Genomic DNA, 22329 nt, shown 5'->3' with positions numbered 1-22329 from the left:
AGACTGGACGGCGTGTCTCGCAAGCAGATCACCGGCATCGGCCCCGCTCCGCGAACCGGGGTCGATGACAGCGGCTGCCCGATCCTCCACGTCGACATGGACGCGTTCTTCGCCAGCGTCGAGCTGCTCGACCGTCCCGAGCTGCGCGGCCGCCCGGTGATCGTGGGCTCGCCCGCGGGGCGCGGCGTCGTGCTCAGCGCCACCTACGAGGCCAGGGCCTTCGGCGTGCACTCGGCGATGCCGATGAGCAGGGCGCGCAGGCTGTGCCCGCAGGCCACGATCATCCCGCCCAGCCACGGCAAGTACTCCGAGGTCTCCAAGGGCGTCATGGAGATCTTCCACGCGATCACCCCGCTGGTGGAGCCGATCGCGTCCGACGAGGCGTTCCTCGACGTCGGCGGGGCGCGGCGGCGGCTCGGCGCGCCCGCCACCGTGGCCGCGATGATCAGGGAGCAGGTCCTCGACCGCTACGGGATCACGTGCTCGGTGGGCGTGGCGAGCAGCAAATTCGTGGCAAAGCTGGCCTCCAAGCAGTGCAAGCCCGACGGGCTGCTGGTGGTGCCCGCCGACCAGGTGGTCGACTTCCTCCATCCGCTCCCCGTGTCCGCCCTGTGGGGGGTCGGCGAGCGCACCGAGCAGTCCCTCGTCCGCCTGGGCATCCGCACGGTCGGAGATCTGGCCAGAGTGCCGCCCAGCACGCTCCAGCGGGAGCTGGGGCAGGCCGCGGGAGGCCACCTGGCGGCACTGGCCTGGGGGCGTGACGAACGGCCCGTCACCGCGCACGTGCCCGACAAGAGCATCGGCAACGAGGAGACGTTCGCGGCGGACGTCGACGACCCCGACGTGATCAAGCGGGAACTGCTGCGCCTGTCGGAGCGGGTGGCGGCCCGCATGCGTAAGGCCGGTCACGTGGGAAGAACTGTAAGTGTGAAGCTACGCCGAGCCGATTTCACCACGATCAGCCGCTCGCGCACGCTGCGCGAGCCGACCGACGTGGCCCAGGTGATTTACGCCACCGCCTGCGAGCTGTTCGAGGCGGCCGGGCTCGACCGGGTGCGGTTGCGCCTGGTGGGGGTCCGGATGGAGAACCTTCGGCCGGCCGATGAGGCCACCCGCCAGCTCACTCTGGGGGAGAAGGAGACGGGATGGCGCGAGGCGGAGCAGGCCATGGACAAGGCGATCCGAAGATTCGGGCCCGATGCGGTGCTCCCGGCGTCGCTCGTACGTGGCAAGCTTGATGAAATAGAGACATGACGTTCGATGTCCGGACATGCTGGGGGCGCCCGTGTCAGGATTTTGGGGTAAGGGGGGCGAGATGGGCCACAATAGAGCCATGACGTCACCTCCGGTTTGGTCTGCGTTGGACGTTTGCTTTCGCCTACGTCTACAGCCTCGTATTCTGGGGATAACCGACCGCGAGGTTCGGACACCCCGTGTCGTCCGTTGCCGTCTTCCCCGTCCTGGGGCCGTCCTTGGGAGGCGCCGTGCCGCTCTCTGAGCACGAGCAGCGCTTGCTCGACCAGATCGAGCAGGCCCTCTACGCCGAGGACCCGAAGTGGGCCAACACCGTAAGGATCAGTGACCCGCGCAGCCATTACAAGCGTCGCCTCATCAAAGCCTCCATCGGCTTTGCCCTGGGCGTCGTCATCATGATGGTCGGCGTGGTGATGAGTCTGATCCCGCTCGGCGTCGGCGGTTTCGTGGTCATGCTCGCCGCGTGTCTGTGGGGCCTGTCCAGTTGGAAAAAAATGAATGGGTTCGGTGACACCGCCCCCGCCTCAGGCACGGCGCCTCCTCCGGGCAAGCAGGCCCGCAGGGGAAACCGGGGCAGTTTCATGGAGCGCATGGAAGAGCGCTGGCGCCGTCGTCACGACGAGCGCTGACCGATAGACCGACGGTGTGCGGCCGCCCCCTGCCGGGGACGGCCGCACGTGCGGTCGGTGTGAACGCGGTGCTCGACGGCGCCGCCAGGTGATGACCGCCGGGGGAATACGGGGCCCCGGCAGCCACACCTGAGGCCGTCGGCCCGCCCTCGCGTACAAGGCCGCCCCGAGGCCGTCGGGCCTCACTCGTACTCAGGCGTCCGCCCGCAGATCGCGGGCCGCCGTGATCCCTCCTCGTGTGCGGATGATCCCTCACCCGCACACGAGGCCTGAACCTTTCAGCCCTTCTGAGCCGCCGTCCGCCGCAACCTGATCGTCTCCAGCAGGTCGAACCCGTCCAGCAGGCGCTCGCCCAGCATCCGCAGCCGGCGCAGCGTGGAAGGCGGCAGCAGCACCGCCCGCACCCTCCTGCCCCGTGACACCGTGATCGCCAGGGCCTGCCGCACCTTGCGCAGGTCCTTGCTCATGGGCTCGATCCGTCCCGGGTCCCGGGCGAACAGCACCCGCTCGACCGCCGAGGCGATGGCCGTGACGGCCGCGGCCGAGCCGGCGTCGAACTCGTACTGCTGGATCAACCGCCGGGCCAGCGCCCGCGGCGTCTCGCTGGGCTCCCGGGCCATGCCGTAGTCGTAGAGCACGTCGTCCAGCTCGGCCCACGCGGCGGCGACCGTGAGCTGGTCGCGGCCCGACACCATCCGGGCCGTCAGCTCGTCGGCGGGTTGCGACACCTTCCAGCCGAGGCTGCGCACCCGCCGGTTCCTGGTGATCAGCCGCAGGCCGGCCGGGATCAGCAGGACGAGCAGCAGAGCCGCCGCGCCGATGCCGATCTTGCCGATCAGCGGCATCGAGTCGTCGGGAGGCAGGATGCCGGTCGCGACCGTGCCCTCGCGGTCCACCTCGCGGGGGTTGCGCCGGGTCGCCGGGTTCTGCGGCTCGTCGGCGGAGGAGCTGCTCGCCCCCGGCGTCGGCGTGCTGCTCGTCCCGGGCGTCGCCGTCGGCCGCGGCTGCGCGTAGGCGGGCACCCGCGCGCTGCCCTGACCGGCCGCGCCCGACGGGGTCGGCTCGAACGGCAGCCAGCCCACGCCCTCGAAGTACAGCTCCGGCCACGAGTGGGAGTCGTTGGTGCCGACCTCCCACCGGTCGCCGGTCTGCACGCCGCCGGTGTAGCCGATCGCCACCCGCGACGGGATGCCCACCATCCTGGCCAGCACCGCCATCGCCGAGGCGAACTGCTCGCAGTAGCCGACCCGGTCACGGATCAGGAAGTCCCGCAGCGCCGAGCCGCTGTGCCCCTGCGTGCGCAGGTCGTACTGGAAGTTGCCCGGCTTGGTGAAGAACTCCTGCAGCTTCAACGCCGCGTCGTAGGTGGTCTTGGCGTCCGCCGTGATCTTGGTGGCCAGGTCTCCGACCTCCGGTGGCAGGTCGCCGGGCAGGGCGAGGAAGCGCCGGTCCACCTCGGGCCTGATGCCGTCGAGGGAGTCGAGCAGGTCGGCCGTCGGCTCGGGCTCGCTGGTCGAGACGTCGTACTGGATGCCGGCGGCCTCCTCGCGGGTGGAGAAGACCATCAGCGTGTCCACGTCGGCCCGCCAGTCGCCGTCCACCCTGATCTCCCGCGGCGGGTACGGCAGCGGCAGGAACTGCAGCTGCTCGATCTCGTCGCTGATCTGGATGTTGCTGACGACGTTGTTGACCTTCACCTCGGGGCCGAGCCCCGGCGGCTCGGGCAGCGGGCCGTTCTCCGTCCTGTTCTGCGGCGCGCCCTTGGGCTGCGTCATGCCGAACTGCTGGCCGTCGAACGTGTCCAGCGCGTAGATGCGCAGGTAGTGCGGTTTCTGGTCGTCGTTGGAGTAGGTCAGGACCACCCGCCGCTCCGGCAGGTCGAGCTGGCCCTTGAGGCTGGCGATCGGGTTCGCGATGCTGATCGAGTTGCCGGGGCCCGAGCCGCGCCCGCCCACGCCGAACGTGAAGAAGGACACCGGTTCCATCGCCGGCAGCGCCGCCGGCAGCAGCACCGCCAGCAGGATCGCGGCGAACCCGATGCGCTTGCCCGACAGCCGCATGGCGGTGGTGTCGGCCGAACCGCCGCTCCCGGAGGTGGCAGAGGCGGCCGGGGCGGCCTGGCGGGTGCGGCGCACCAGCACCGCCCTGCCCCAGTGGCCCACCCGCTCGCGCCCGTCGGCGATCAGCAGGCTGACGAAGCCGAGCGCCGCCACGATGAACGCCCACCAGCTGATCGGCTCGGTGAGGATCGTGGCCGGCACCGTGGCCAGCGCCAGCAGCGGCAGCCCCGACAGAGCTGCTCGCCGCACCCGCGCGGCGAGCAGATCCACGGTGATCGCGATGATCGCGACGCCGCCGGCGGTCAGCAGCGTGATCCCCTCGGTCTCCGGGACGGGCGCCGCGAAGCGCTGGATGTCGGCCCAGCCGACGCCCAGCAGCCTGGCCAGCTCCAGCACCGAACCCTTGGTGGGGACGACCAGCGCCCACGCCTCCTCCGAGGCGAAGACCGCGGTCATGTACATCCACGTGGCGGCCAGGCCGACCAGCGGCGCGGCCCAGGCGGGCAGGGACAGGCGGCTGCTCAGCAGGCCCGCCGCCACCACGGCCAGCACCGCGCCGAGCGACGTCCAGAACCAGCCGCCGCCCTGGAAGAGCGGGGAGAGCAGGAGGGCCGCGGTGAACGCGGACACTCCCGAGGCGATCGTCAGTCTCATGCCGCTCCTCCCGCGGGGCCGAGCGCGTACCTGCCGCGGTTGGCGGCGTCCTGCCACACCGAGGCGATCGAGGTGCCCGCGGGCAGCCGGACGATGCGCCAGCCGTACCCGGCCAGCACGGTCTGCACGGCCTGGTGGTTCTCCTCGGCGGCCCGGTCGCGGCCCTCCCACGTGCTCACGTCGAGCAGGACGGCCACGCCGGTGATGCCGCTGTGCCGCAGCCTGGCCAGCTCCCTGGCCTCGTCGGCGTCCATCGCGCCCAGCACCGCCACGATCAGCCCGTCGCCGCCGCCGGAGCGCAGCGCCGAGATGCCCATCTCCAGGGAGCGGGCCGGGCTGTGCCGTACCACGGCCAGGGTGTCGAGCAGCGAGTAGCTCAGGCCCGAGTCGGTCAGGTGCTCGGCGCCCTGGTCGGTGACCAGCCGCAGGCCGAGGCCCTCGTGGGCGAGGTGCACGCCGATGGAGGCCGCGGCCGAGACCGCCACCTCGAACGACGAGCGCGGGCCCTCGCCGCGGTGGGCGTGCCGGCGCGTGTCCAGCAGGAGCGCGCCGCGGCTCTGCCACTGCTGCTCCTCGCGGCGCACCATCAGCTCGCCGTAGCGGGCCGTCGAGCGCCAGTGCACCCGGCGCAGGTCGTCTCCCTGCCGGTACTCGCGCGGCGCCACGTCGTCGTCGCCCGCCGCCGCCACGCTCCTGGTCCTGCTGTCGCCGCCGCCCGTCCACTCACCCGACAGCCGGACGTGTGGCAGCGCCGCGACGTGCGGCGTCACCACCAGCGTGTCGCTGATCGTGAACGAGCGGGTCAGCTCCACCAGCCCGAACGGGTCGGCGATGCGGATGGACAGCGGCCCGATCGTGTACCGGCCGCGCAGGTCGGACCTGACCCGGTAGTCGATCTCGCGCACGCCGCGCGGCTCGACCCGGTCCAGCACGAAGCGGGGCCGCACGCCCAGCGCGTACGGCACCGTGTCCTCGATGAGCAGCAGGCCGGTGGGCAGTCTGGTGACGTTCTCCAGCCGCAGGGTCACGGTGGCCTCTCCGCCCACCTCGGCCCTCGGCGGGTCCAGCCGCCTGGCGCAGCTCAGCCGGTACCTGGTCCGCGCCACCACCATCGCGGCCAGCAGCGGCAGCGCCGTCACCAGGACGCCGATCCTGAACAGGTCGTTCTCGCCCAGGAGGAACGCCATCAGCAGGGCGGCGATCCCGGACGCCAGGAACGACCGCCCCCTGGAGGTCAGCGCCCGCAGTCCCGCTCTCACGCGCGGGTCTCCGGCACAGGCACGCGCCTGATCAGGTCCGTCACCACCTGCTCGGGCAGGCGGCGCTGCCCCTGTGCCTCGACGCTGGGCAGGAGGCGGTGTGCCAGCACGGGGATGGCCAGGTCCTGAAGGTCGTCCGGGATGACGTAGTCGCGCCCGGCCAGCGCCGCGTGCGCCCGCGCGGCGCGCACGAGCTGCAGCGTGGACCGGGGAGAGGCGCCCAGCCGCAGGTCGGGGGAGTGGCGGGTGGCCACGACGAGGTCGATGGCGTACTTCTTGACCGCCTGGGAGACGTAGACGCCGCGGACGGCCTCGATGAGCGCGCGCACCTCCGCCGTCGTCGCCACCGGCTCCAGCTTGTCGAGCGGCGAGGTGCCGCCGTGCACGTCGAGCATCTCCAGCTCGGCGGTCGGCTCCGGGTAGCCCATCGCGACGCGCGCGGTGAAGCGGTCGCGCTGCGCCTCGGGCAGGGGATAGGTGCCCTCCATCTCGATCGGGTTCTGGGTGGCGATCACCATGAACGGCGCGTCGAGCTGGTAGGTGTGCCCGTCCACCGTCACCTGGTGCTCCTCCATGCATTCCAGCAACGCGGACTGCGTCTTGGGGGAGGCACGGTTGATCTCGTCACCCACCACGATGTTGGCGAAGACGGGCCCCGGCTTGAATTCGAACTCTCTGGTCTGCTGGTTGTAAGCGCTCACTCCGGTGATGTCGCTGGGCAACAGGTCGGGGGTGAACTGCACGCGGCGCACCGGGCAGTCGATGGAGCGAGCGAGCGCCTTGGCCAGCATCGTCTTGCCGACACCCGGCACGTCCTCTATCAGTAGGTGGCCCTCTGCGAGCAAGACGGTCAGCGTGAGGCGCACGGCGTCGCTCTTGCCCTCGATCACCGATTCGATGGCCTGCCGAATCCGGTGGGCTGTGGAGACCAGCTCGTCGAGCTGGGGAGGGACGTCATGGGTTACTGCCACCAGGCCTCCATGAGAAGTGCGACGGCTGTCCCGGTACGGTGCCTTTGCGGGAGCCATGCCATTCCTTTTCCATTGTCTGTACGACCCTACGACGCTGCGGGTTCTTGAGCGACATTTGCGGATATTCCAGCGAACACCGGCAAAGTTCCTGTTCTTGTGGCATAGCAGTGCGAATCCAGTGACACACCGCACCCCGCGGGGCGCCCCACTTTCCTCCACCCGGAGCCCCCCCTCGCCCCCGCAGCCCCTATGTCCACGGCGTTTCGAACCCTCGACACGCCCATGAGGGTTGACCCCCGGCCACCCGCCCCCCACCCCGCCCCATCGCTCTGACCTGCGGTAACGCAACGGAAACCGATGATGAAGACGGTTCGAATCAGTTGACGGTGGGGAGAAGTGGAGTATGGTGGTGCGCAGTGGAGAGCCCGGTGCACCAGCGCTGAGCGCTTCACGAGGCACGGGAGGTGGGGCCGATGTTCCTCGGCACCCATCAACCGCGTCTGGACGACAAGGGACGGCTGTTCCTGCCGGCTAAGTACCGTGAGGAGCTGGCGGAGGGTCTTGTGATCACCAAAGGCCAGGAGCGATGCCTCTACGTGTTTCCCGTGGAGGAGTTCCAGCGCATTACCGAGGCTCTCAGCACCGCCCCGGTCACCGCCAAGGCGGTGCGTGACTACAGCCGCGTCTTCTTCGCCAGCGCGTCCGACGAGACACCAGACAAGCAAGGGCGCATCACGATCCCGCAGAGTCTCCGCCAGTACGCGGGGCTGGAGCGTGACTGCGTCGTCATCGGGGCCAACACCCGGCTGGAGATCTGGGACGCACAGGCCTGGGACACCTATCTCAGTGAGCAGGAGCAGGCGTTTTCCGAGCTGTCGGAGGAGGTGCTGCCAGGGATCTTGTAGTGACCACGGTCGATCCGTCGGCGATGTCGTTCGGCGAGGTCTCCACCCGCAACCACTGTCCGCCAACTGATGCACCTTCCCCGGTGTCAGATGGCGGGCGTCCACGAAGAGGGTGCGGATGGGGACCTGGCCGGGCGGCTCCGGGTGGGGACCCAGCAACGACCGGCGAGACGATCGGTGAACGCGTCAACCGCGAGCAAGGACGCGAGAGGGGGGTTGGAGATGAGTGACGACGTCGGCACCGGCGGTCACGTTCCGGTGATGCTCGAGCGCGTTCTGGAGCTGCTCGGCCCGGCGCTCTCCGGGCCCGCTCCCGTCGTCGTCGACGCCAACCTCGGCCTCGGCGGCCACTCGGAGGCCCTGCTCGCCGCCTACCCCCGGCTGCATCTGATCGGGATCGACCGCGACCCCTTCGCCATCGACTTCTCCACGCGCAGGCTCGCCCCCTACGCCGACAGGACCACCCTCGTCCACGCGTCCTCCGCCGACCTGGCCGACGTGCTCGCCAGCACGGGGCGCACCGCCATCGACGGGGCGCTGTTCGACCTGGGCGTCTCCTCGCCGCAGCTCGACGAGGCGGAGCGCGGCTTCGCTTATTCCTATGACGCGCCGCTCGACATGCGCATGGACACCTCGCAGGAGCTGACGGCCGAGCTGGTGGTCAACACCTACGGCGCCGCCGAGCTGGCGCGCATCCTGCGTGACTACGGCGAGGAGAGATTCGCTCAGCGTGTCGCGGGCCTCATCATCAAGGAACGGGCCAAAGAGGCAATAACGTCTACGAAGCGGCTGGCGGACATCGTCCGCGATGCGATCCCCGCCGCGACCCGGCGCACCGGGGGAAACCCGGCCAAACGGACTTTTCAGGCCTTGCGCATCGAGGTGAACGCGGAACTGTCCGCCCTGGAGGCGGCGCTCCCCGCGGCACTCGACGCGCTGGTGCTCGGTGGGCGAGTCGTCGTGCTCTCCTACCACTCACTGGAGGACCGGCTCACCAAGCAGGCCCTCACGGCGCGAACCAGGGACACCAGCCCACCTGGGCTGCCCGTCCCACTACCGGCTCACCAGCCGAGGTTCCGCCTGCTGACGAGGGGAGCGGAGCTCCCAAGCGACGAAGAGCTCGCCCGCAACCCGCGGGCGGCCTCGGCCCGGCTACGGGCGGCAGAGAGGATCCGTGTTGACGACTGAGCAGGAGACCGGCAAGGGTGCGCCCGGCCGCCGCGCCGTGCCCAAGACGGGCACCCGCCGCTCGGCGACCACGCACCAGCCCAAGCCGCGTCCCCGTCCCGACGCGCGGCGCGAAACCGAGGCCAAGCGCTCGGCCGCCGAGCAGGCGGGCGCCGAGGCCGCCGGGAGGCGGCCGGCGGACGAGCGCGCGCGTGCCGACGCGGACGGCACGGCGCCCGCCGCCGGACGCGTGCGGGTGGCCGCCGCCCGCGATGCCGCCGAGCGTGCGCGTGGCGCCGCCGGTCGTGACGCGAGTACGCGTGCGCGTGAGGCCGCTGGTCGCGAGGCGGGTTCGCGTGCGCGTGAGGCCGCTGGTCGCGAGGCGGGTTCGCGTGCGCGTGAGGCCGCTGGTCGTGAGGCGAGTTCGCGGGTACGTGAGGCCGCTGGTCGTGAGGCGGGTTCGCGTGCGCGTGAGACTGCCGGTCGTGACGCGGGTTCGCGTGCGCGTGAGGCCACCGGTCGTGAGGCGGGTTCGCGGGTGCGGGGTGCGGCCGTTCGGGAGACGGGCGAGCGGGTGCGTGAGGCTGCCGGTCGCCAGACTGATGAGGCTGTGCGTGACGCCGCAGGCCGGGAGACGCCGGCCGCCGAGCGGTCGCGGGCCACGAGCCGCAGGACGCCGATCGTCGAGCGGGTGCGTGGCCAGGCCGCGGGCAAGCGGCCGGCCGGCGGGCGCTCGCGTGCCGAGGCCGGGGCGGGACGTCCCGCGGCGCGGCCCCGTCCCGCGCGCCGGCAGCGGGCGCCGTTCGTGCTGCTCGTCGTCGGGCTGCTCTGCGGCGGCCTGGTGAGCCTACTCCTGCTCAACACCATGCTCGCCCAGGACGCCATCACCGACGCCACCCTGCGCCAGGAGATCGCCGAGGCGCGCCTGCAGAACGAGCAGATCGACCAGAAGTACCAGCTCAAGACGCAGCCCGAGAACATCGCCGACCTGGCCGAGAAGCAGGGCTACGACCGCGACTGGGACGAGGTCAACAGGCTGAGCAGCGCCGGTGACCAGGCGAGCCGGGTGGACACGGAGCGGTGAGGGAATCAGGCGGCAAGGGGCAGGGTCCCGGCCGCGGCGCTGGCGGCGCCGGCTCTCAAGGAGGGCCAGGCGCCGCTCGTCGTACGCCGGGAGGTCCCGGGCGGACGGGGCGCCAAGGCGGCGCTTCACGCTCTGACGGCGGGCGCTCCGACGGCGGGCGTTCCGATGGCACCGGCCGTCCCGCGTCGCCCGAGAACCCGCCGCGGCGGCCCCGCGACCCCCTCGACCTGCCGTTCGGGCGTGACACGTTCGGGCGCGACGACGAACGTGACCGGCCGGGGCGTGACGCCGGGGACGAGGGGCGCGGGCGGTCCCGCCAGGATCCGGCGGACGACGCGCGCGGGCGGTCGCGTCAGGAGCCGGCGGACGACGCGCGTGGGCGGTCGCGTTCCCGCGACGAACGGTCCGGGGGCCGGTCGCGGGGGGACGCCGGTGACGGCACCCGCAGGCGGCCCCAGGACGACGGTGAGCGCCCCAGGGGGCGTGAAGACGACGAGCGGCTCAGAGGACGCGTGCAGGGGCGCGACGACCGTGGGCGCGGCCGGGCGGGCGACCGGTCCGACGACCGCACGCGCGGTCGCGCCGGCGACCGGCCGGACGACCGCGGGCGTGGTCGAGCGGGCGAGCGAGCCGACGACCGTGCGCGCGGTCGCGCCGGTGAACGGCCCGGCGACGGTACGCGTGGTCGTGCGGGTGAACGGCCCGGCGACGGGGCTCGTGGGCCGGGAGCGCGGCGTGAGCCGGGGCCGCAGCGCCGTACCCCGTCAGGAAGCCCGCGACCGGAGCCGCACGAGCGCCTGGCGCGCGAGCGGACGGCCCGCCGCGGCGGGGACGTGCCGCCGCCCAGAGGGCCGCGCAGGCCACCGCCCAGGCCGCCGCGCCCCCCGATGGTGCTGCGGCTGGGCAGCCCGCGCAGGCGGATCAACTTCGGCCTGATCGGCATGACGTTCATCCTGTCGATCTTCGCGGGCAGGCTGATCCAGATGCAGGGCCTCGACTCGAAGGTGTACGAGGCCGCAGCCGCCGACCAGCGCCAGCACACCGAGACGATCCCCGCCAAGCGCGGCTCGATCACCGACGTCAACGGCCACGACCTGGCCGTCACCGTCGAGGCCCGCGAGGTGTCGATCGACCCGACCAAGGTGCCGGCCGACGTGCGCGCGAAGGCCGCCGCGATCCTGGCCCAGCAGCTCGGCAAGAACGAGCAGGAGATCGCCGCGAAGCTCGCCAAGACGGGGACCCACTATCAGCTCCTGGCCAGGGACGTCGATCCGGTCGTGGCCACGCGCCTGCTGCAGGGGCCGGTGCCGGCGCTGTCGGCGAAGAAGACGTACAAGCGGCTGTATCCGGCGGGTGAGCTGGCGGGCAGCCTGATCGGGTTCGTCGGCGACGAGGGCAACGGGCTCGGCGGCATGGAGCAGGCCAGGAACTCGCTGCTGGCCGGGCGCGACGGCGAGCAGCGCGTGGAGACCGGCCGCGACGGCCAGCGCATCCCGATGACCAGCAGCCAGCGCACCGCGCCCGTGGACGGGCAGGACGTGCGGCTGACGATCGACCGCGACATCCAGTGGGCCGCGCAGAAGTCGATCGGCGAGCAGGTGCGCAAGTCCGAGGCCGACAGCGGCACCGTGATCGTCATGGACGTGCGGACGTCGCAGATCGTCGCCATGGCCAACGCCCCCGAGCTCGACCTGAACAACTGGCGCAAGGCCCCCGAGTCCCGTTACTCGAACAAGGCCGCCGCCGACGTGTTCGAGCCGGGCAGCACCAACAAGGTGATCACCGCCGCCGCCGCGCTGGAGGCCAAGGCGGTGACGCCCGACACGGTGTACCAGGTGCCCGACCGGATCAGGTGCGCCGACCAGGTGCTGCGTGACGCGCACGCGCACAAGGTGGAGGCGCTGACGTTCCGCCAGGCGATGGCGCAGTCCAGCAACGTGGCCACGGTCATGGCGGCGCGCAAGGTGGGCAGCCAGAAGCTGTACGAGATGCTGAAGGCGTTCGGGTTCGGCAGCACGCCGGGCGGCGGCGTGCCGAGCGCGGAGGCGGGCCTGCTGCCCGACTACCGCAAGTGGTCGGGCAGCCAGAGCTGTACGGTCGCCTACGGGCAGGGCGTCTCGGTGACGGCGTTGCAGATGGCCAGCGTCTACCAGACGATCGCCAACGGCGGCGTGCGGATCGAGCCGCAGATCGTGGCGGGCACGACGGACGCCTCGGGCAGGTTCGTCCCGGCTCCCGCAGGTAAGCAGACCAGAGTGGTGAGCGAGACGACGGCCAAGGAGATCGCGACGATGCTGGAGAGCGCGGTGGGCGAGGAGGGCACGGGCCAGCTCGCCGCCATCGACGGTTACCGGGTCGCGGGCAAGACCGGCACGGCCAACCGCTACGATGCCGAACTCGGCCGCTACGAAGGCTACACCGCCTCCTTCGTCGGCTTCGCCCCGGCGGACGACCCCAGGCTGGTGGTGCTCTCAGTGGTGCAGAACCCGAAGAATGGCCATTTCGGGGGCGAGTTGGCGGCCCCTGTCTTCAAGGATGTGATGACGTTCGCCATCAAGAGCAAGAAGATTCCTCCCACAGGCTCCGCCGCGCCGACGGTGCGTACGCGCGCCGGACAGTGACCAGGGAAGGTACGCTCTCGCCGTGCGTCCCCCGTCGTCTATGCGTCCCACGACCAGCCCGCCTCGCCCGCTGACCGGGCTCGCGACCATGCTCGACGCCGATTCGGGCACCTCGCGATCGCCGCATGCCGCGCTGACAGGCGTCACCATCGACAGCCGCAACGTCAGACGCGGCGACCTGTACGTCGCGCTGCCCGGTAACCGGGTGCACGGCGCCACCTTCGCCGCCGACGCGATGGCGGGCGGGGCGGTGGCCGTGCTCACCGACCGCGCCGGCCGCGACGCCGCCGTGGCCACCGGGCTGCCCGTGCTCATCGTGCCCGACCCGCGCGCGCTGCTCGGGCAGATCTCCTCCTGGGTGTACGGGCAGCCGGCCCACGACATCCAGGTGCTCGGCGTCACGGGCACCAGCGGCAAGTCCACCACCACGTTCATGCTGGAGGCGGGCCTGCGGGCCGCCGGGCACCGGGCGGGGCTGGTGGGCGGCGTCGAGATCCACGCGGGAGACCTGCGCTTCCAGCCCACGCTGACCACCCCGGAGGCCAGCGACCTGCACGGCCTGTTCGCGCTGATGCGCGAGGAGGGCGTCACCGCGGCCGCCATGGAGGTCTCCAGTCACGCGCTCGCGCTCGGCAGGGTCGACGGCCTGTACTACGACGTCGCCCTGTTCACGAACCTGTCGCAGGACCACCTCGACTTCCACAAGGACTTCGAGGACTACTTCGCGACCAAGGCGAAGCTGTTCCAGCCCGAGCTGAGCCGCGCCGGGGTGACGAACTTCGACGACCGCTACGGGCGGGAGCTGCTGGACCTGGCGAAGGTGCCGATGACCACGTTCTCGGCGCTGGGCGACCAGGAGGCCGAGTGGCGGGCGGTGGACGCCAGGCTCGGCTCCGACGGCAGCGTCTTCCGGGTGGTCGGGCCGGGCGGCGTCGAGGCCGACGCGAGCGTGGCGCTGCCGGGCCCGTTCAACGTGGCCAACGCGCTCGGCGCGATCGTCACGCTCGTCGAGGCCGGGGTGCCGCTGCACACGGCCGTGCACGGCGTCGGCGGGCTGACCGGGGTGCCGGGGCGCATGCAGCGCGTCACGGGCGCGCAGGACGACTTCCAGGCCGTCGTGGACTACTCCCACAAGCCGGGCGCCGTCGAGTCGGTGCTGCGCTCGCTGCGTACGGTCACGAACGGCACGCTGACGATCGTGCTCGGCTGCGGCGGCGACCGCGACAAGGGCAAACGACCCATCATGGGGGAAATCTCCGCCGAGCTGGCGGATGTGGCCATTTTCACCAGCGACAATCCCCGCTCGGAGGATCCGCTGGCCATCCTCGCGACGATGATGGAGGGAGCGCTCCGCGTTCCGCAGCACGACCGCGCTCATGTGATCATTGAGCCCGACCGCGCGGCCGCCATCGGCCTGGCGATCGCCCGGGCCGGGCGCGGCGACGTGATCGTCGTAGCAGGCAAGGGTCACGAGCAGGGCCAGTACGTTTCAGGCGAGGTGATCCCCTTCGACGACCGCGAAGTGGTCGCCGAAGCGATCGACGCACGCAAGGAAAGCAGGAAGCACTAATGATCCCGTTGCCTCTGGCCAGGATCGCCGAGATGACCTCGGGAGCCCTGTCGGGCATGGCCGATCCCCGCGCCGTGGTGCGCGGGCCCGTCGTGATCGACTCGCGGGCCGTAGAACCGGGATCCCTGTTCGTCGCCATCAAGGGCGCGCGGGTCGACGGTCACGACTACGCCGCGCAGGCCATCAGGGCCGGAGCCGTCGCCGTGCTGGCCTCCAGGCCGGTCGAGGCGCCCGCGGTGATCGTGCCCGACACCGCCGCCGCGCTGGCCGAGCTGGCCGCCGCGCAGGTCCGCATGCTGTCGAACGTTACCGTCATCGGCGTGACCGGCTCGGCCGGCAAGACCAGCACCAAGGACCTGCTCGCCAGGCTCACCGCCAGGATCGGCGCCACCATCGCGCCCAAGGGCAGCTTCAACAACGAGCTCGGCCACCCCCTGACCGTGCTGCGCGCCGACCTCGACACCCGCTACATGGTGCTGGAGCTGGCCGCCCGCAACATCGGCCACATCAAGGACCTGACGCGCATCGCGCCGCCGCAGATCGGCGTCGTGCTCAACGTCGGCACCGCGCACCTCGGCGTGTTCGGCGGCAAGGAGGCCATCGCCAAGGCCAAGGGCGAGCTGGTCGAGGCGCTGCCGCGCTCCGGCGTGGCCGTGCTCAACGCCGACGACCCGCTGGTGCGCGGCATGGCCTCGCGCACCGAGGCGCGCGTCACCTACTACGGGCGCGGCGAGCAGGCGTCGATCAGGGCAGAAGGGGTCGTCGTCGACGCGCGCGGGCGCGCCTCGTTCACCCTGCGCACCCCCTCCGGGGCCGCGCACGTCTCACTGCAGCTGTACGGGGAGCACGCCGTCGAGAACGCGCTCGCCGCGGCCGCGGCCGGATACGAGCTGGGCCTTCCCGTCGCCACGATCGCCGAGGAGCTGTCGGAGGCCACCCCGCGCAGCCGGTGGCGGATGGAGGTCACCGACCGGGCCGACGGGGTGACCGTGGTGAACGACGCCTACAACGCCAACCCCGACTCCATGAAGGCGGCCTTCTCCGCGTTCGAGGTGCTCGGGAAGGGGCGGCGGCGCTTCGCGGTCATCGCGGCGCTGCGGGAGCTGGGCGAGGACGGGCCCGCGCTCAACGCCGAGCTGGGGCGGCTCGCCGGTGGGGCGGGGCTGGCGGGGCTCATCGTCGCCGGGCCCGACGCCGAGCCGGTGCTGGCCGGCGCCCACGCGGCCGTCCAGGAACGCACAGCCCAGGCCGGCCCTGGCGCGCCCTTGCCCGGGCCTCAGGCGCCCGGCGGCCCGGCGCACCCGGCTCCGGAGGCCGGTGCTCACGGGCCCGTGCCGCACGGTCAGGTGCCGTCCGGTGGGCCAGGGTGGCATGGCCCCGACGGCACGCCGGCGTGGCAGGCGCCGCAGGGCGGCGGGCCCCACGCGGGCGCGCCCCACGCGGGCGGGCCCCACGCGGGCGGGCCTCAGGCGGGCGGGCCTCAGCCGGGGGTGCCGCATGCAGGCGGGCCTCAGGCAGGTGCGCCGCATGCAGGAGGGCCGCATGTGGGAGGGCCGCATGTGGGAGGGCCGCCTCCGGGAGCGCCCGCGTACCCCGCGCAGCCCCAGCCCGGACACCCGCAGCCCCAGCCCGGTTACGGGCAGCCGACGCGGATCGTGCACGTGCCCGACGCCGAGGCCGCCGCGGCCGAGCTGGCCGGGTGGCTGCGCCCCGGTGACGCGGTGCTGATCAAGGGCCCGAGGGCCATGGGCCTGGAGCGGACGGCCGAGCTCGTGCTCGGGGGTGCCACCCAGTGACCAACATCATCATCGCCGGTGCGGTGGGCCTGATCCTCTCGATGCTGGGCACCCCGCTGGCGATCAGGCTGTTCTCGCGGCGCGGCGTCGGCCAGAACGTCCGCGAGGACGGCGTGCAGGCTCACCTGGGCAAGAAGGGCACGCCCACGATGGGCGGCATCGTGTTCGTGCTGGCCGCGCTGCTCGCCTACGGAGCCTCCCACCTGGCCATGCTGGAGCCCCCGACGGTGTCGGGGATGCTGGTGCTGTTCCTGATGACGGGGCTGGGCGCGGTCGGGTTCCTCGACGACTTCATCAAGATCTACAAGCAGCGCAGCCTGGGGCTGCGCAGCGGCGCCAAGGCGCTGGGCCAGCTCGTCGTCGGCGCGGTGTTCGCGTTCCTGGTGACGCGCCAGCCGAACGTGTACGGCATCACCCCCGCCGAGACCCGCGTGTCGTTCCTGCGGGACATCGGCCCGTCGATCGGCATCGTCGGGTTCACGATCTGGGTGCTGATCATGATCGTCGGGTTCTCCAACGCGGTGAACCTGACCGACGGTCTCGACGGCCTGGCCAGTGGCGCGACGGGCGCCGTGCTGGCGGCGTACGTGCTGATCGGCAACTGGCAGCTCCGCAACAACTGCATCGACCAGCTCGGCCCCAACTGCTACTGGGTGCGCGACCCGCTGGACCTGGCCGTGGTGGCCGCCGCCGTGCTGGGGGCGCTGATCGGGTTCCTGTGGTGGAACGCCCCGCCCGCCAAGATCTTCATGGGTGACACCGGCTCGCTGGCCCTGGGCGGCGTGCTGGCCGGGCTGGCCATCGCCACCCGCACCCAGCTCCTGCTGATCATCCTGGCCGGCCTGTGCGTGGTCATCACGCTGTCGGTCATCATCCAGGTCGGGTCGTTCAAGATGACCGGGAAACGCGTGTTCAGGATGGCCCCCCTGCAGCATCACTTCGAGCTCAAGGGCTGGGCGGAGACCACGATCGTGGTCCGCTTCTGGCTGATCGCGATCCTGTGCGCGGCGCTCGGGCTCGGGCTGTTCTACGTGGAGTGGATGCCCAAGTAATGAGTTACACCTGTGTGGCCGGGCTGGGAGTGTCCGGCACCGCCGTGGCCAGGGTGCTGGCGGGGCGTGGCGAGCGGGTCGTGGTCGTGGAGGGCGTGGAGGGCGAGCGGCAGCTCGCCGCGGCGGCCGAGCTGGCCGTGCACGGCGTCGAGACCCGCTTCGGCGCGATGACGCTGCCGGAGGGGGTGACCCGTGTGGTCACCACCGGGTGGGCGCCGCACCATCCGCTGATCGCCGCCGCGCTGAGCGCCGGGGTCGAGGTCGTCGGGGAGGTGGAGCTGGCCTGGCGGCTGCGGCCGAAGCAGGCCGCCCCCTGGCTGGCGCTCACCGGCACCAACGGCAAGACCACCGCCGTGCGCATGCTCACCTCGATACTCCAGGCCGACGGCCGCAAGGCCCTGGCCGTAGGGAACGTGGGCGTGCCCGTGGTACAGGCCGTGGCGGAGCCGTACGACGTGCTGGCGGTCGAGCTGTCCAGCTTCCAGCTCCACTGGTCCGGCACGCTGGCCCCGCACGCCGCGGCGATTCTGAACGTGGCCCCCGACCACCTCGACTGGCACGGGTCCATGGAGGAGTACACCGCCGCCAAGGGCCGCGTGTACGAGCGCGCCGGGACCGTGATCTTCAACGCGGACGATCCGGAGACCGCCCGGCTGGCCGCGCCGTATCCGGGCGCCGTCGGGTTCACGCTGCGGGTGCCCAAGCGGGGCGAGATCGGCGTGGTGGAGGACCTGCTGGTGGACCGGGCGTTCGTGAGCGACCCGGTGGAGGCGGCCGAGGAGCTGGCGACGCTGGAGGACATCCGTCCCTTCGCGCCGCACAACGTGGCCAACGCGCTGGCCGCCGCCGCCCTGGCCCGCTCGCTCGGCGTGCCGTCCGAGGCCGTACGGCAGGGACTGCGTGACTTCGTGCCGGACCCGCACCGGCTCGCCCACGTGGACCGGGTCGGCGAGGTCGACTACATCGACGACTCCAAGGCCACCAACCCGCACGCCGCCGCGGCGGCGCTGGCGTCCTACCCGTCGGTGGTGTGGGTGGCGGGCGGGCAGCTGAAGGGCGCCGACGTCGACGACCTGGTACGCCAGGCCGCCCCCAGACTGCGCGGCGCGGTGCTGCTGGGCGCCGATCGCGCCAGGATCGCCGAAGCCATCGCGCGACACGCGCCGAATGTCCCCCTCGTGGACATCCCGGATCGGGACACTGGTGCGATGGAAAAAGTCGTCACCGAAGCCGCGCGGCTGGCCTCTCCAGGAGACACCGTGCTGCTCTCCCCGGCGGGGGCTTCCCTCGACATGTTCGCCAACTACCCGGCGCGGGGGGAGGCCTTCGCGCGTGCCGTACGTGAGCTGAAGCAGCGACATGAGCGCGAGCGCTGAGGAACGGGTCAGGCCGCCCGCCCCCGCGCAGCAGAACCCGCAGGGGTGGGCGCGCGAGCAGCTCGGCGCGCTGAAGGAGCTGCTCGACCGGCCGCTGACCACCTACTACCTGATCATCATGTGCAGCGCGCTGCTGCTCGCGCTCGGGCTGATGATGGTCCTGTCCGCCTCCAGCATCGAGGCGCTGCAGAAGACCGGCAGCCCGTTCTCGTGGTTCATCAAGCAGTCGATGTCGGCCGCGATCGGCGTGCCCGTCATGTACGTGTGCTCGCGGCTGCCCGACAAGTTCTTCCGATGGGCCGGCTACCCGCTGATGGCGCTGTCGATCATCGCGCTGGTCATGGTGCTGTTCATCGGCTCGTCCGAGCTGGGCGCGCAGCGGTGGATCTACATCGGCCCGCTGACCATCCAGCCGTCCGAGCCCGCCAAGCTGGGGCTCGTGCTGTGGGGGGCCGACCTGCTGGCCAGGCGGGCGCGGCAGGGCCGCATCGAGTGGCGGCAACTGCTGATCCCGCTCATGCCCGGCACCGCGATCCTGGCCGTCATGGTCATGCTCGGCCGCGACCTGGGCACCACCCTGGTGCTGTTCATGATCTTCCTGGCGCTGCTGTGGGTGGTGGGGGCGCCGGTCAAGCTGTTCGGCGGCATCATGGCGCTGGCGGTGCTGGCCGCGGTCATCATGATCAGGGTGGAGCCGTACCGGATGGCCCGCATCGGCTCCTTCCTCGACCCGTGGGCCGACGCGCAGGGCGCCGGCTACCAGGCCGTGCAGGGGCAGATCGCGATGGGCTCGGGAAGCTGGTTCGGGCTCGGGCTCGGCAGCAGCCGGCAGAAGTGGAGCTGGCTGCCCCACGGCGAGAGCGACTTCATCTTCGCCATCGTCGGCGAGGAGCTCGGGCTGATGGGCACCCTCATGGTGGTCATGCTGTTCGGGCTGCTCGGCTACGCGGGGCTGCGCGTGGCCGTCCGCGTCAACGACGCTTTCATCAGGCTCGCCGCCGCCGCCATGGTCGCCTGGATCGTGGGGCAGGCGACCGTCAACATGGGGGCCGTGCTCAGCGTGCTGCCGATCACCGGCATCCCCCTCCCTCTGGTCTCGTACGGCGGCTCAGCGCTGCTGCCCACCCTCGCCGCGCTCGGCATGCTGCTGTCGTTCGCCAAGCGCGAGCCAGGCGCGCGTGAGGCTCTGGCGGCTCGTGGCCCCGGACCGGCCGCACGGGCCCTAAGCTGGCTTGGCCTGGGGGGTACGTCCAGAGGCCGAGTGACACGTTAGGGAGTGACCGAGATGAGGGTGGTCCTCGCCGGTGGGGGGACGGCCGGGCACATCGAGCCCGCGCTCGCCCTTGCGGACGCGCTGCGTCATCTTGACCGGAGCGTCGGCATCACCTGCGTGGGCACGGAGCGCGGCTTGGAGACGCGGCTCGTGCCTGCCAGGGGCTACGAGCTGGAGCTGGTGCCGGCCGTGCCGCTGCCCAGGGCGATCACTCCGAGCCTGCTCACCGTGCCCGGCAGGCTGGCCGGGGCGATCAACGCGACCGTGGGCATACTCGACCGCGTCAAGGCCGACGTCCTGGTCGGCTTCGGCGGGTACGTGGCGACCCCCGCCTACCTGGCGGCCAAGCGGCGCGGCGTGCCCATCGTCGTGCACGAGGCCAACCCGAGACCCGGCCTGGCCAACCGGCTGGGCGCGCGGCTGACCGACCACGTGTACAGCGGGTTCCCCGACGGCGCGCTGCCCAAGGCCGAGTACATCGGCACGCCGCTGCGGCGCGAGATCGTCACGCTCGACCGGCTGTCCACGGGCGACAAGGCGCGCTCCTGGTTCGGCCTGGAGAACGACCGGCCGACGCTGCTGGTCTTCGGCGGCTCGCAGGGCGCCAGGTCGATCAACGACGCCGCGCTCGCCGCCGCCCCCGTGCTGCGCAGGGCCGGCGTGCAGGTGCTGCACGTGCTCGGGCCGAAGAACACCGTCGAGCACGAGCCGCCGCCCGGCGACCCGCAGTACGTCCTGCTGCCCTACGTCGACCGGATGGACCTCGCCTACGCCGCCGCCGACGTGGCCCTGTGCCGCAGTGGCGCGCTGACCTGCGCGGAGCTGACCGCGGTCGGGCTGCCCGCCGCGTACGTGCCGCTCCCGTACGGCAACGGCGAGCAGCGCGTCAACGCCGAGCGCATCGCCGCGGGCGGCGGCGGCCTGCTGGTCGACGACGCCGACCTGTCACCCGAATGGATCATCCACAACGTGCTGCCCATCCTCCAGGACCCGGAGCGGGTCGCCGTCATGTCGGAGGCCGCCTCCAGACTGGGGAGGAAGGACGCCGATATCATGCTTGCCAGGAAAGTGTTGGAGATAGCCCGATGAGTCTCGTGAAGCTGGTCGATCCCGTGTCCGTCGAAGAGCTGGGCCGGGTGCACTTCATCGGCGTCGGCGGAGCGGGAATGTCGGGCATCGCCCGGATCCTGCTCAAGCGCGGGGTGCGGGTGACCGGCAGCGACGCGCGCAGCTCCGAGCTGATCACCGAGCTGCGCGAGCTGGGCGCCACCGTCCACATCGGCCACGCCGCCTCCCACATCAGGGACGTCGACACCGTCGTCGTCTCCACCGCCATCCGCGACTCCAACCCCGAGCTGGGCGAGGCGCTCAAGCAGGGCCTGCGGATCATCCCGCGCGCCGCCGCGTTGGCCTCCGTCATGGCCGGGCGCACCGCCGTCGCCATCGCCGGCACCCACGGCAAGACCACCACCACCTCGATGCTCACCGTGGCGCTGCAGAAGTGCGGCGCCGACCCGTCCTACTGCGTGGGCGGCCAGCTCGTCACCACCGGGCTCGGCGCCGACGACGGCCAGGGCGACGTCTTCGTGGCCGAGGCCGACGAGAGCGACGGCTCGTTCCTCATGCTCGCCCCCGACATCGCCGTCGTGACCAACGTCGAGGCCGACCACCTCGACAACTACGGCGACCCGAGGGCCGTGCACGACAGCTTCACCCGCTTCGCCGACCGCGTCGGCGCGCTGCTCATCGTCTGCGCCGACGACCCCGGCGCCGCCGACCTGGCCCAGCGGGCCAGGGAACGCGGGCTGCGGGTCAAGACCTACGGCGCCCAGGGCGACGACTACCGCGTGTCCGGCGTCAGGCCCGACGGGTTCGGCACCGTCTTCAGCATCGAGGGGCGCGGCGAGGTGCGGCTGGCCGTCCCCGGGGCTCACAACGCGCTCAACGCCACCGCGGTGATCGCCGTGGCCGACGAGCTGGGGCTGCCGTTCGAGGAGATCAGGGAGGGCCTGGGGGCCTTCACCGGGGCCAAGCGGCGCTTCGAGGCCAAGGGCGAGGCCGGGGGCATCGCCGTGTTCGACAGCTACGCCCACCACCCCACCGAGCTGACCGCCGACCTGCGGGCCGCCAGGGACGTCGTGGCGTCCTACTCCGGCAACGGGCGGGTCATCGCCATCTTCCAGCCGCACCTGTACTCGCGGACCCGGTTCTTCGCCGACGAGTTCGGGACCGCTCTGGGGCTGGCCGACGAGGCGATCGTGCTCGACGTCTACGGGGCCAGGGAGGATCCCGAGCCGGGGGTGTCGGGGGCGATGGTGGCGGGGCGGGTGCCGTTGCCGCCGGAGCGGGTGGCTTACGCGCCTGATCGGTCGGCTGTGCCGGGGATGGTGGCTGAGCGGGCCCGGCCGGGGGACATCGTGTTGACCATGGGGGCTGGGGACGTCACGGAGCTGGGGCCGCAGATCGTGGCTCGGTTGTCCTGACCCCTCTTTGGTGGCTTGGGCGTCGTTGATGGGCGCCGGGCTCCTTCGTGCCCCGACCCGCCGACGCGGCGCCTGGGTCGCGCCGCCGCGCCACGCCCCGCGCCCGCGCTCCGCGTGCTTCGCGCGGCGTCGGCTCTAGGGCGCGCTTGCCGTGCGCCGTGCTGCGCCGCGCCTT

16 protein-coding genes are annotated in these 22329 nt (G+C 72.0%); 13 read left to right on the top strand and 3 right to left on the bottom strand.

Features of this window, described 5'->3' with window-relative positions; all coding sequences use genetic code 11:
* Positions 1–12 precede the first annotated feature (12 nt).
* On the top strand, positions 13–1254 hold the full coding sequence (locus tag ABD331_RS12855; RefSeq protein WP_344474003.1) for a DNA polymerase IV: 1242 nt from the start codon (positions 13–15) through the stop codon (positions 1252–1254).
* Positions 1255–1484: 230 nt separating this feature from the next.
* Positions 1485–1883: a DUF3040 domain-containing protein gene (locus ABD331_RS12850; RefSeq protein WP_148434836.1), complete on the top strand. Its 399-nt coding sequence runs from the start codon at positions 1485–1487 to the stop codon at positions 1881–1883.
* 278 nt (positions 1884–2161) lie between these two features.
* Here ABD331_RS12850 and ABD331_RS12845 read toward each other — a convergent pair whose 3' ends face one another.
* From ABD331_RS12845 to ABD331_RS12835, 3 genes are read right to left on the bottom strand one after another with little or no spacing between them, the layout of a single operon-like run.
* Positions 2162–4597 (bottom strand): transglutaminase TgpA family protein, encoded by a 2436-nt coding sequence (locus tag ABD331_RS12845; RefSeq protein ID WP_344474001.1) that lies wholly within the window; start codon positions 4595–4597, stop codon positions 2162–2164.
* A complete protein-coding gene (locus tag ABD331_RS12840; RefSeq protein WP_344473999.1) occupies positions 4594–5856 on the bottom strand; it encodes a DUF58 domain-containing protein in 1263 nt (420 codons plus the stop codon). The genes ABD331_RS12845 and ABD331_RS12840 overlap by 4 nt, the downstream gene beginning before the upstream one ends.
* Positions 5853–6884, bottom strand: coding sequence for an AAA family ATPase (locus ABD331_RS12835; RefSeq protein ID WP_411268357.1), 1032 nt, complete (start codon positions 6882–6884; stop codon positions 5853–5855). The genes ABD331_RS12840 and ABD331_RS12835 overlap by 4 nt, the downstream gene beginning before the upstream one ends.
* 416 nt (positions 6885–7300) lie before the next feature.
* On the opposite strand from ABD331_RS12835, the gene mraZ reads away from it, so the two are divergent.
* The 11 genes from mraZ (at position 7301) to murC (ending at position 22154) form a co-directional block, all read left to right on the top strand.
* Positions 7301–7732 carry a division/cell wall cluster transcriptional repressor MraZ gene (mraZ, locus tag ABD331_RS12830; RefSeq protein WP_344473998.1) on the top strand — a complete coding sequence of 144 codons (432 nt, stop codon included), beginning with the start codon at positions 7301–7303 and terminating at the stop codon, positions 7730–7732.
* A gap of 222 nt (positions 7733–7954) precedes the next feature.
* Positions 7955–8920 carry a 16S rRNA (cytosine(1402)-N(4))-methyltransferase RsmH gene (gene rsmH / locus ABD331_RS12825; RefSeq protein ID WP_344473996.1) on the top strand — a complete coding sequence of 322 codons (966 nt, stop codon included), beginning with the start codon at positions 7955–7957 and terminating at the stop codon, positions 8918–8920.
* A 589-nt stretch (positions 8921–9509) separates the two neighbouring features.
* Complete coding sequence (locus ABD331_RS12820; protein ID WP_344473994.1) at positions 9510–9983, top strand: hypothetical protein; 474 nt, start codon at positions 9510–9512, stop codon at positions 9981–9983.
* Between the two features lie 890 nt (positions 9984–10873).
* A complete protein-coding gene (locus ABD331_RS12815; RefSeq protein WP_486348506.1) occupies positions 10874–12604 on the top strand; it encodes a peptidoglycan D,D-transpeptidase FtsI family protein in 1731 nt (576 codons plus the stop codon).
* 40 nt (positions 12605–12644) lie between these two features.
* Positions 12645–14174 carry a UDP-N-acetylmuramoyl-L-alanyl-D-glutamate--2,6-diaminopimelate ligase gene (locus tag ABD331_RS12810; RefSeq protein WP_344473990.1) on the top strand — a complete coding sequence of 510 codons (1530 nt, stop codon included), beginning with the start codon at positions 12645–12647 and terminating at the stop codon, positions 14172–14174.
* Positions 14174–15970: a UDP-N-acetylmuramoyl-tripeptide--D-alanyl-D-alanine ligase gene (gene murF, locus ABD331_RS12805; RefSeq protein ID WP_344473988.1), complete on the top strand. Its 1797-nt coding sequence runs from the start codon at positions 14174–14176 to the stop codon at positions 15968–15970. The genes ABD331_RS12810 and murF overlap by 1 nt, the downstream gene beginning before the upstream one ends.
* A complete protein-coding gene (mraY, locus tag ABD331_RS12800) occupies positions 15967–17022 on the top strand; it encodes a phospho-N-acetylmuramoyl-pentapeptide-transferase (protein WP_148434844.1) in 1056 nt (351 codons plus the stop codon). The genes murF and mraY overlap by 4 nt, the downstream gene beginning before the upstream one ends.
* On the top strand, positions 17022–18398 hold the full coding sequence (gene murD / locus ABD331_RS12795; RefSeq protein WP_344473986.1) for a UDP-N-acetylmuramoyl-L-alanine--D-glutamate ligase: 1377 nt from the start codon (positions 17022–17024) through the stop codon (positions 18396–18398). The genes mraY and murD overlap by 1 nt, the downstream gene beginning before the upstream one ends.
* Positions 18382–19671 (top strand): putative lipid II flippase FtsW, encoded by a 1290-nt coding sequence (gene ftsW / locus ABD331_RS12790; protein ID WP_344473983.1) that lies wholly within the window; start codon positions 18382–18384, stop codon positions 19669–19671. Before murD ends, ftsW begins: the two co-directional genes overlap by 17 nt.
* Positions 19672–19683: 12 nt before the next feature.
* Positions 19684–20760 carry an undecaprenyldiphospho-muramoylpentapeptide beta-N-acetylglucosaminyltransferase gene (gene murG / locus ABD331_RS12785; RefSeq protein ID WP_344473982.1) on the top strand — a complete coding sequence of 359 codons (1077 nt, stop codon included), beginning with the start codon at positions 19684–19686 and terminating at the stop codon, positions 20758–20760.
* Positions 20757–22154 (top strand): UDP-N-acetylmuramate--L-alanine ligase, encoded by a 1398-nt coding sequence (gene murC, locus ABD331_RS12780; protein ID WP_344473981.1) that lies wholly within the window; start codon positions 20757–20759, stop codon positions 22152–22154. The genes murG and murC overlap by 4 nt, the downstream gene beginning before the upstream one ends.
* Positions 22155–22329: the final 175 nt, after the last annotated feature.

It is taken from the genome of Nonomuraea monospora, assembly GCF_039531895.1.
In the GTDB taxonomy this organism is placed as follows: domain Bacteria; phylum Actinomycetota; class Actinomycetes; order Streptosporangiales; family Streptosporangiaceae; genus Nonomuraea; species Nonomuraea monospora.
This window is presented reverse-complemented; position numbering and strand designations above follow the sequence as displayed.

Coding starts and splice junctions, on each gene's coding strand:
- ABD331_RS12835 (WP_411268357.1), bottom strand. CDS start 6,884: ATGGCTCCCGCAAAGGCACCGTACCGGGACAGCCGTCGCACTTCTCAT.
- rsmH (WP_344473996.1), top strand. CDS start 7,955: ATGAGTGACGACGTCGGCACCGGCGGTCACGTTCCGGTGATGCTCGAG.
- murD (WP_344473986.1), top strand. CDS start 17,022: ATGAGTTACACCTGTGTGGCCGGGCTGGGAGTGTCCGGCACCGCCGTG.
- ftsW (WP_344473983.1), top strand. CDS start 18,382: ATGAGCGCGAGCGCTGAGGAACGGGTCAGGCCGCCCGCCCCCGCGCAG.
- murG (WP_344473982.1), top strand. CDS start 19,684: ATGAGGGTGGTCCTCGCCGGTGGGGGGACGGCCGGGCACATCGAGCCC.
- ABD331_RS12845 (WP_344474001.1), bottom strand. CDS start 4,597: ATGAGACTGACGATCGCCTCGGGAGTGTCCGCGTTCACCGCGGCCCTC.
- mraZ (WP_344473998.1), top strand. CDS start 7,301: ATGTTCCTCGGCACCCATCAACCGCGTCTGGACGACAAGGGACGGCTG.
- murF (WP_344473988.1), top strand. CDS start 14,174: ATGATCCCGTTGCCTCTGGCCAGGATCGCCGAGATGACCTCGGGAGCC.
- murC (WP_344473981.1), top strand. CDS start 20,757: ATGAGTCTCGTGAAGCTGGTCGATCCCGTGTCCGTCGAAGAGCTGGGC.
- ABD331_RS12810 (WP_344473990.1), top strand. CDS start 12,645: ATGCGTCCCACGACCAGCCCGCCTCGCCCGCTGACCGGGCTCGCGACC.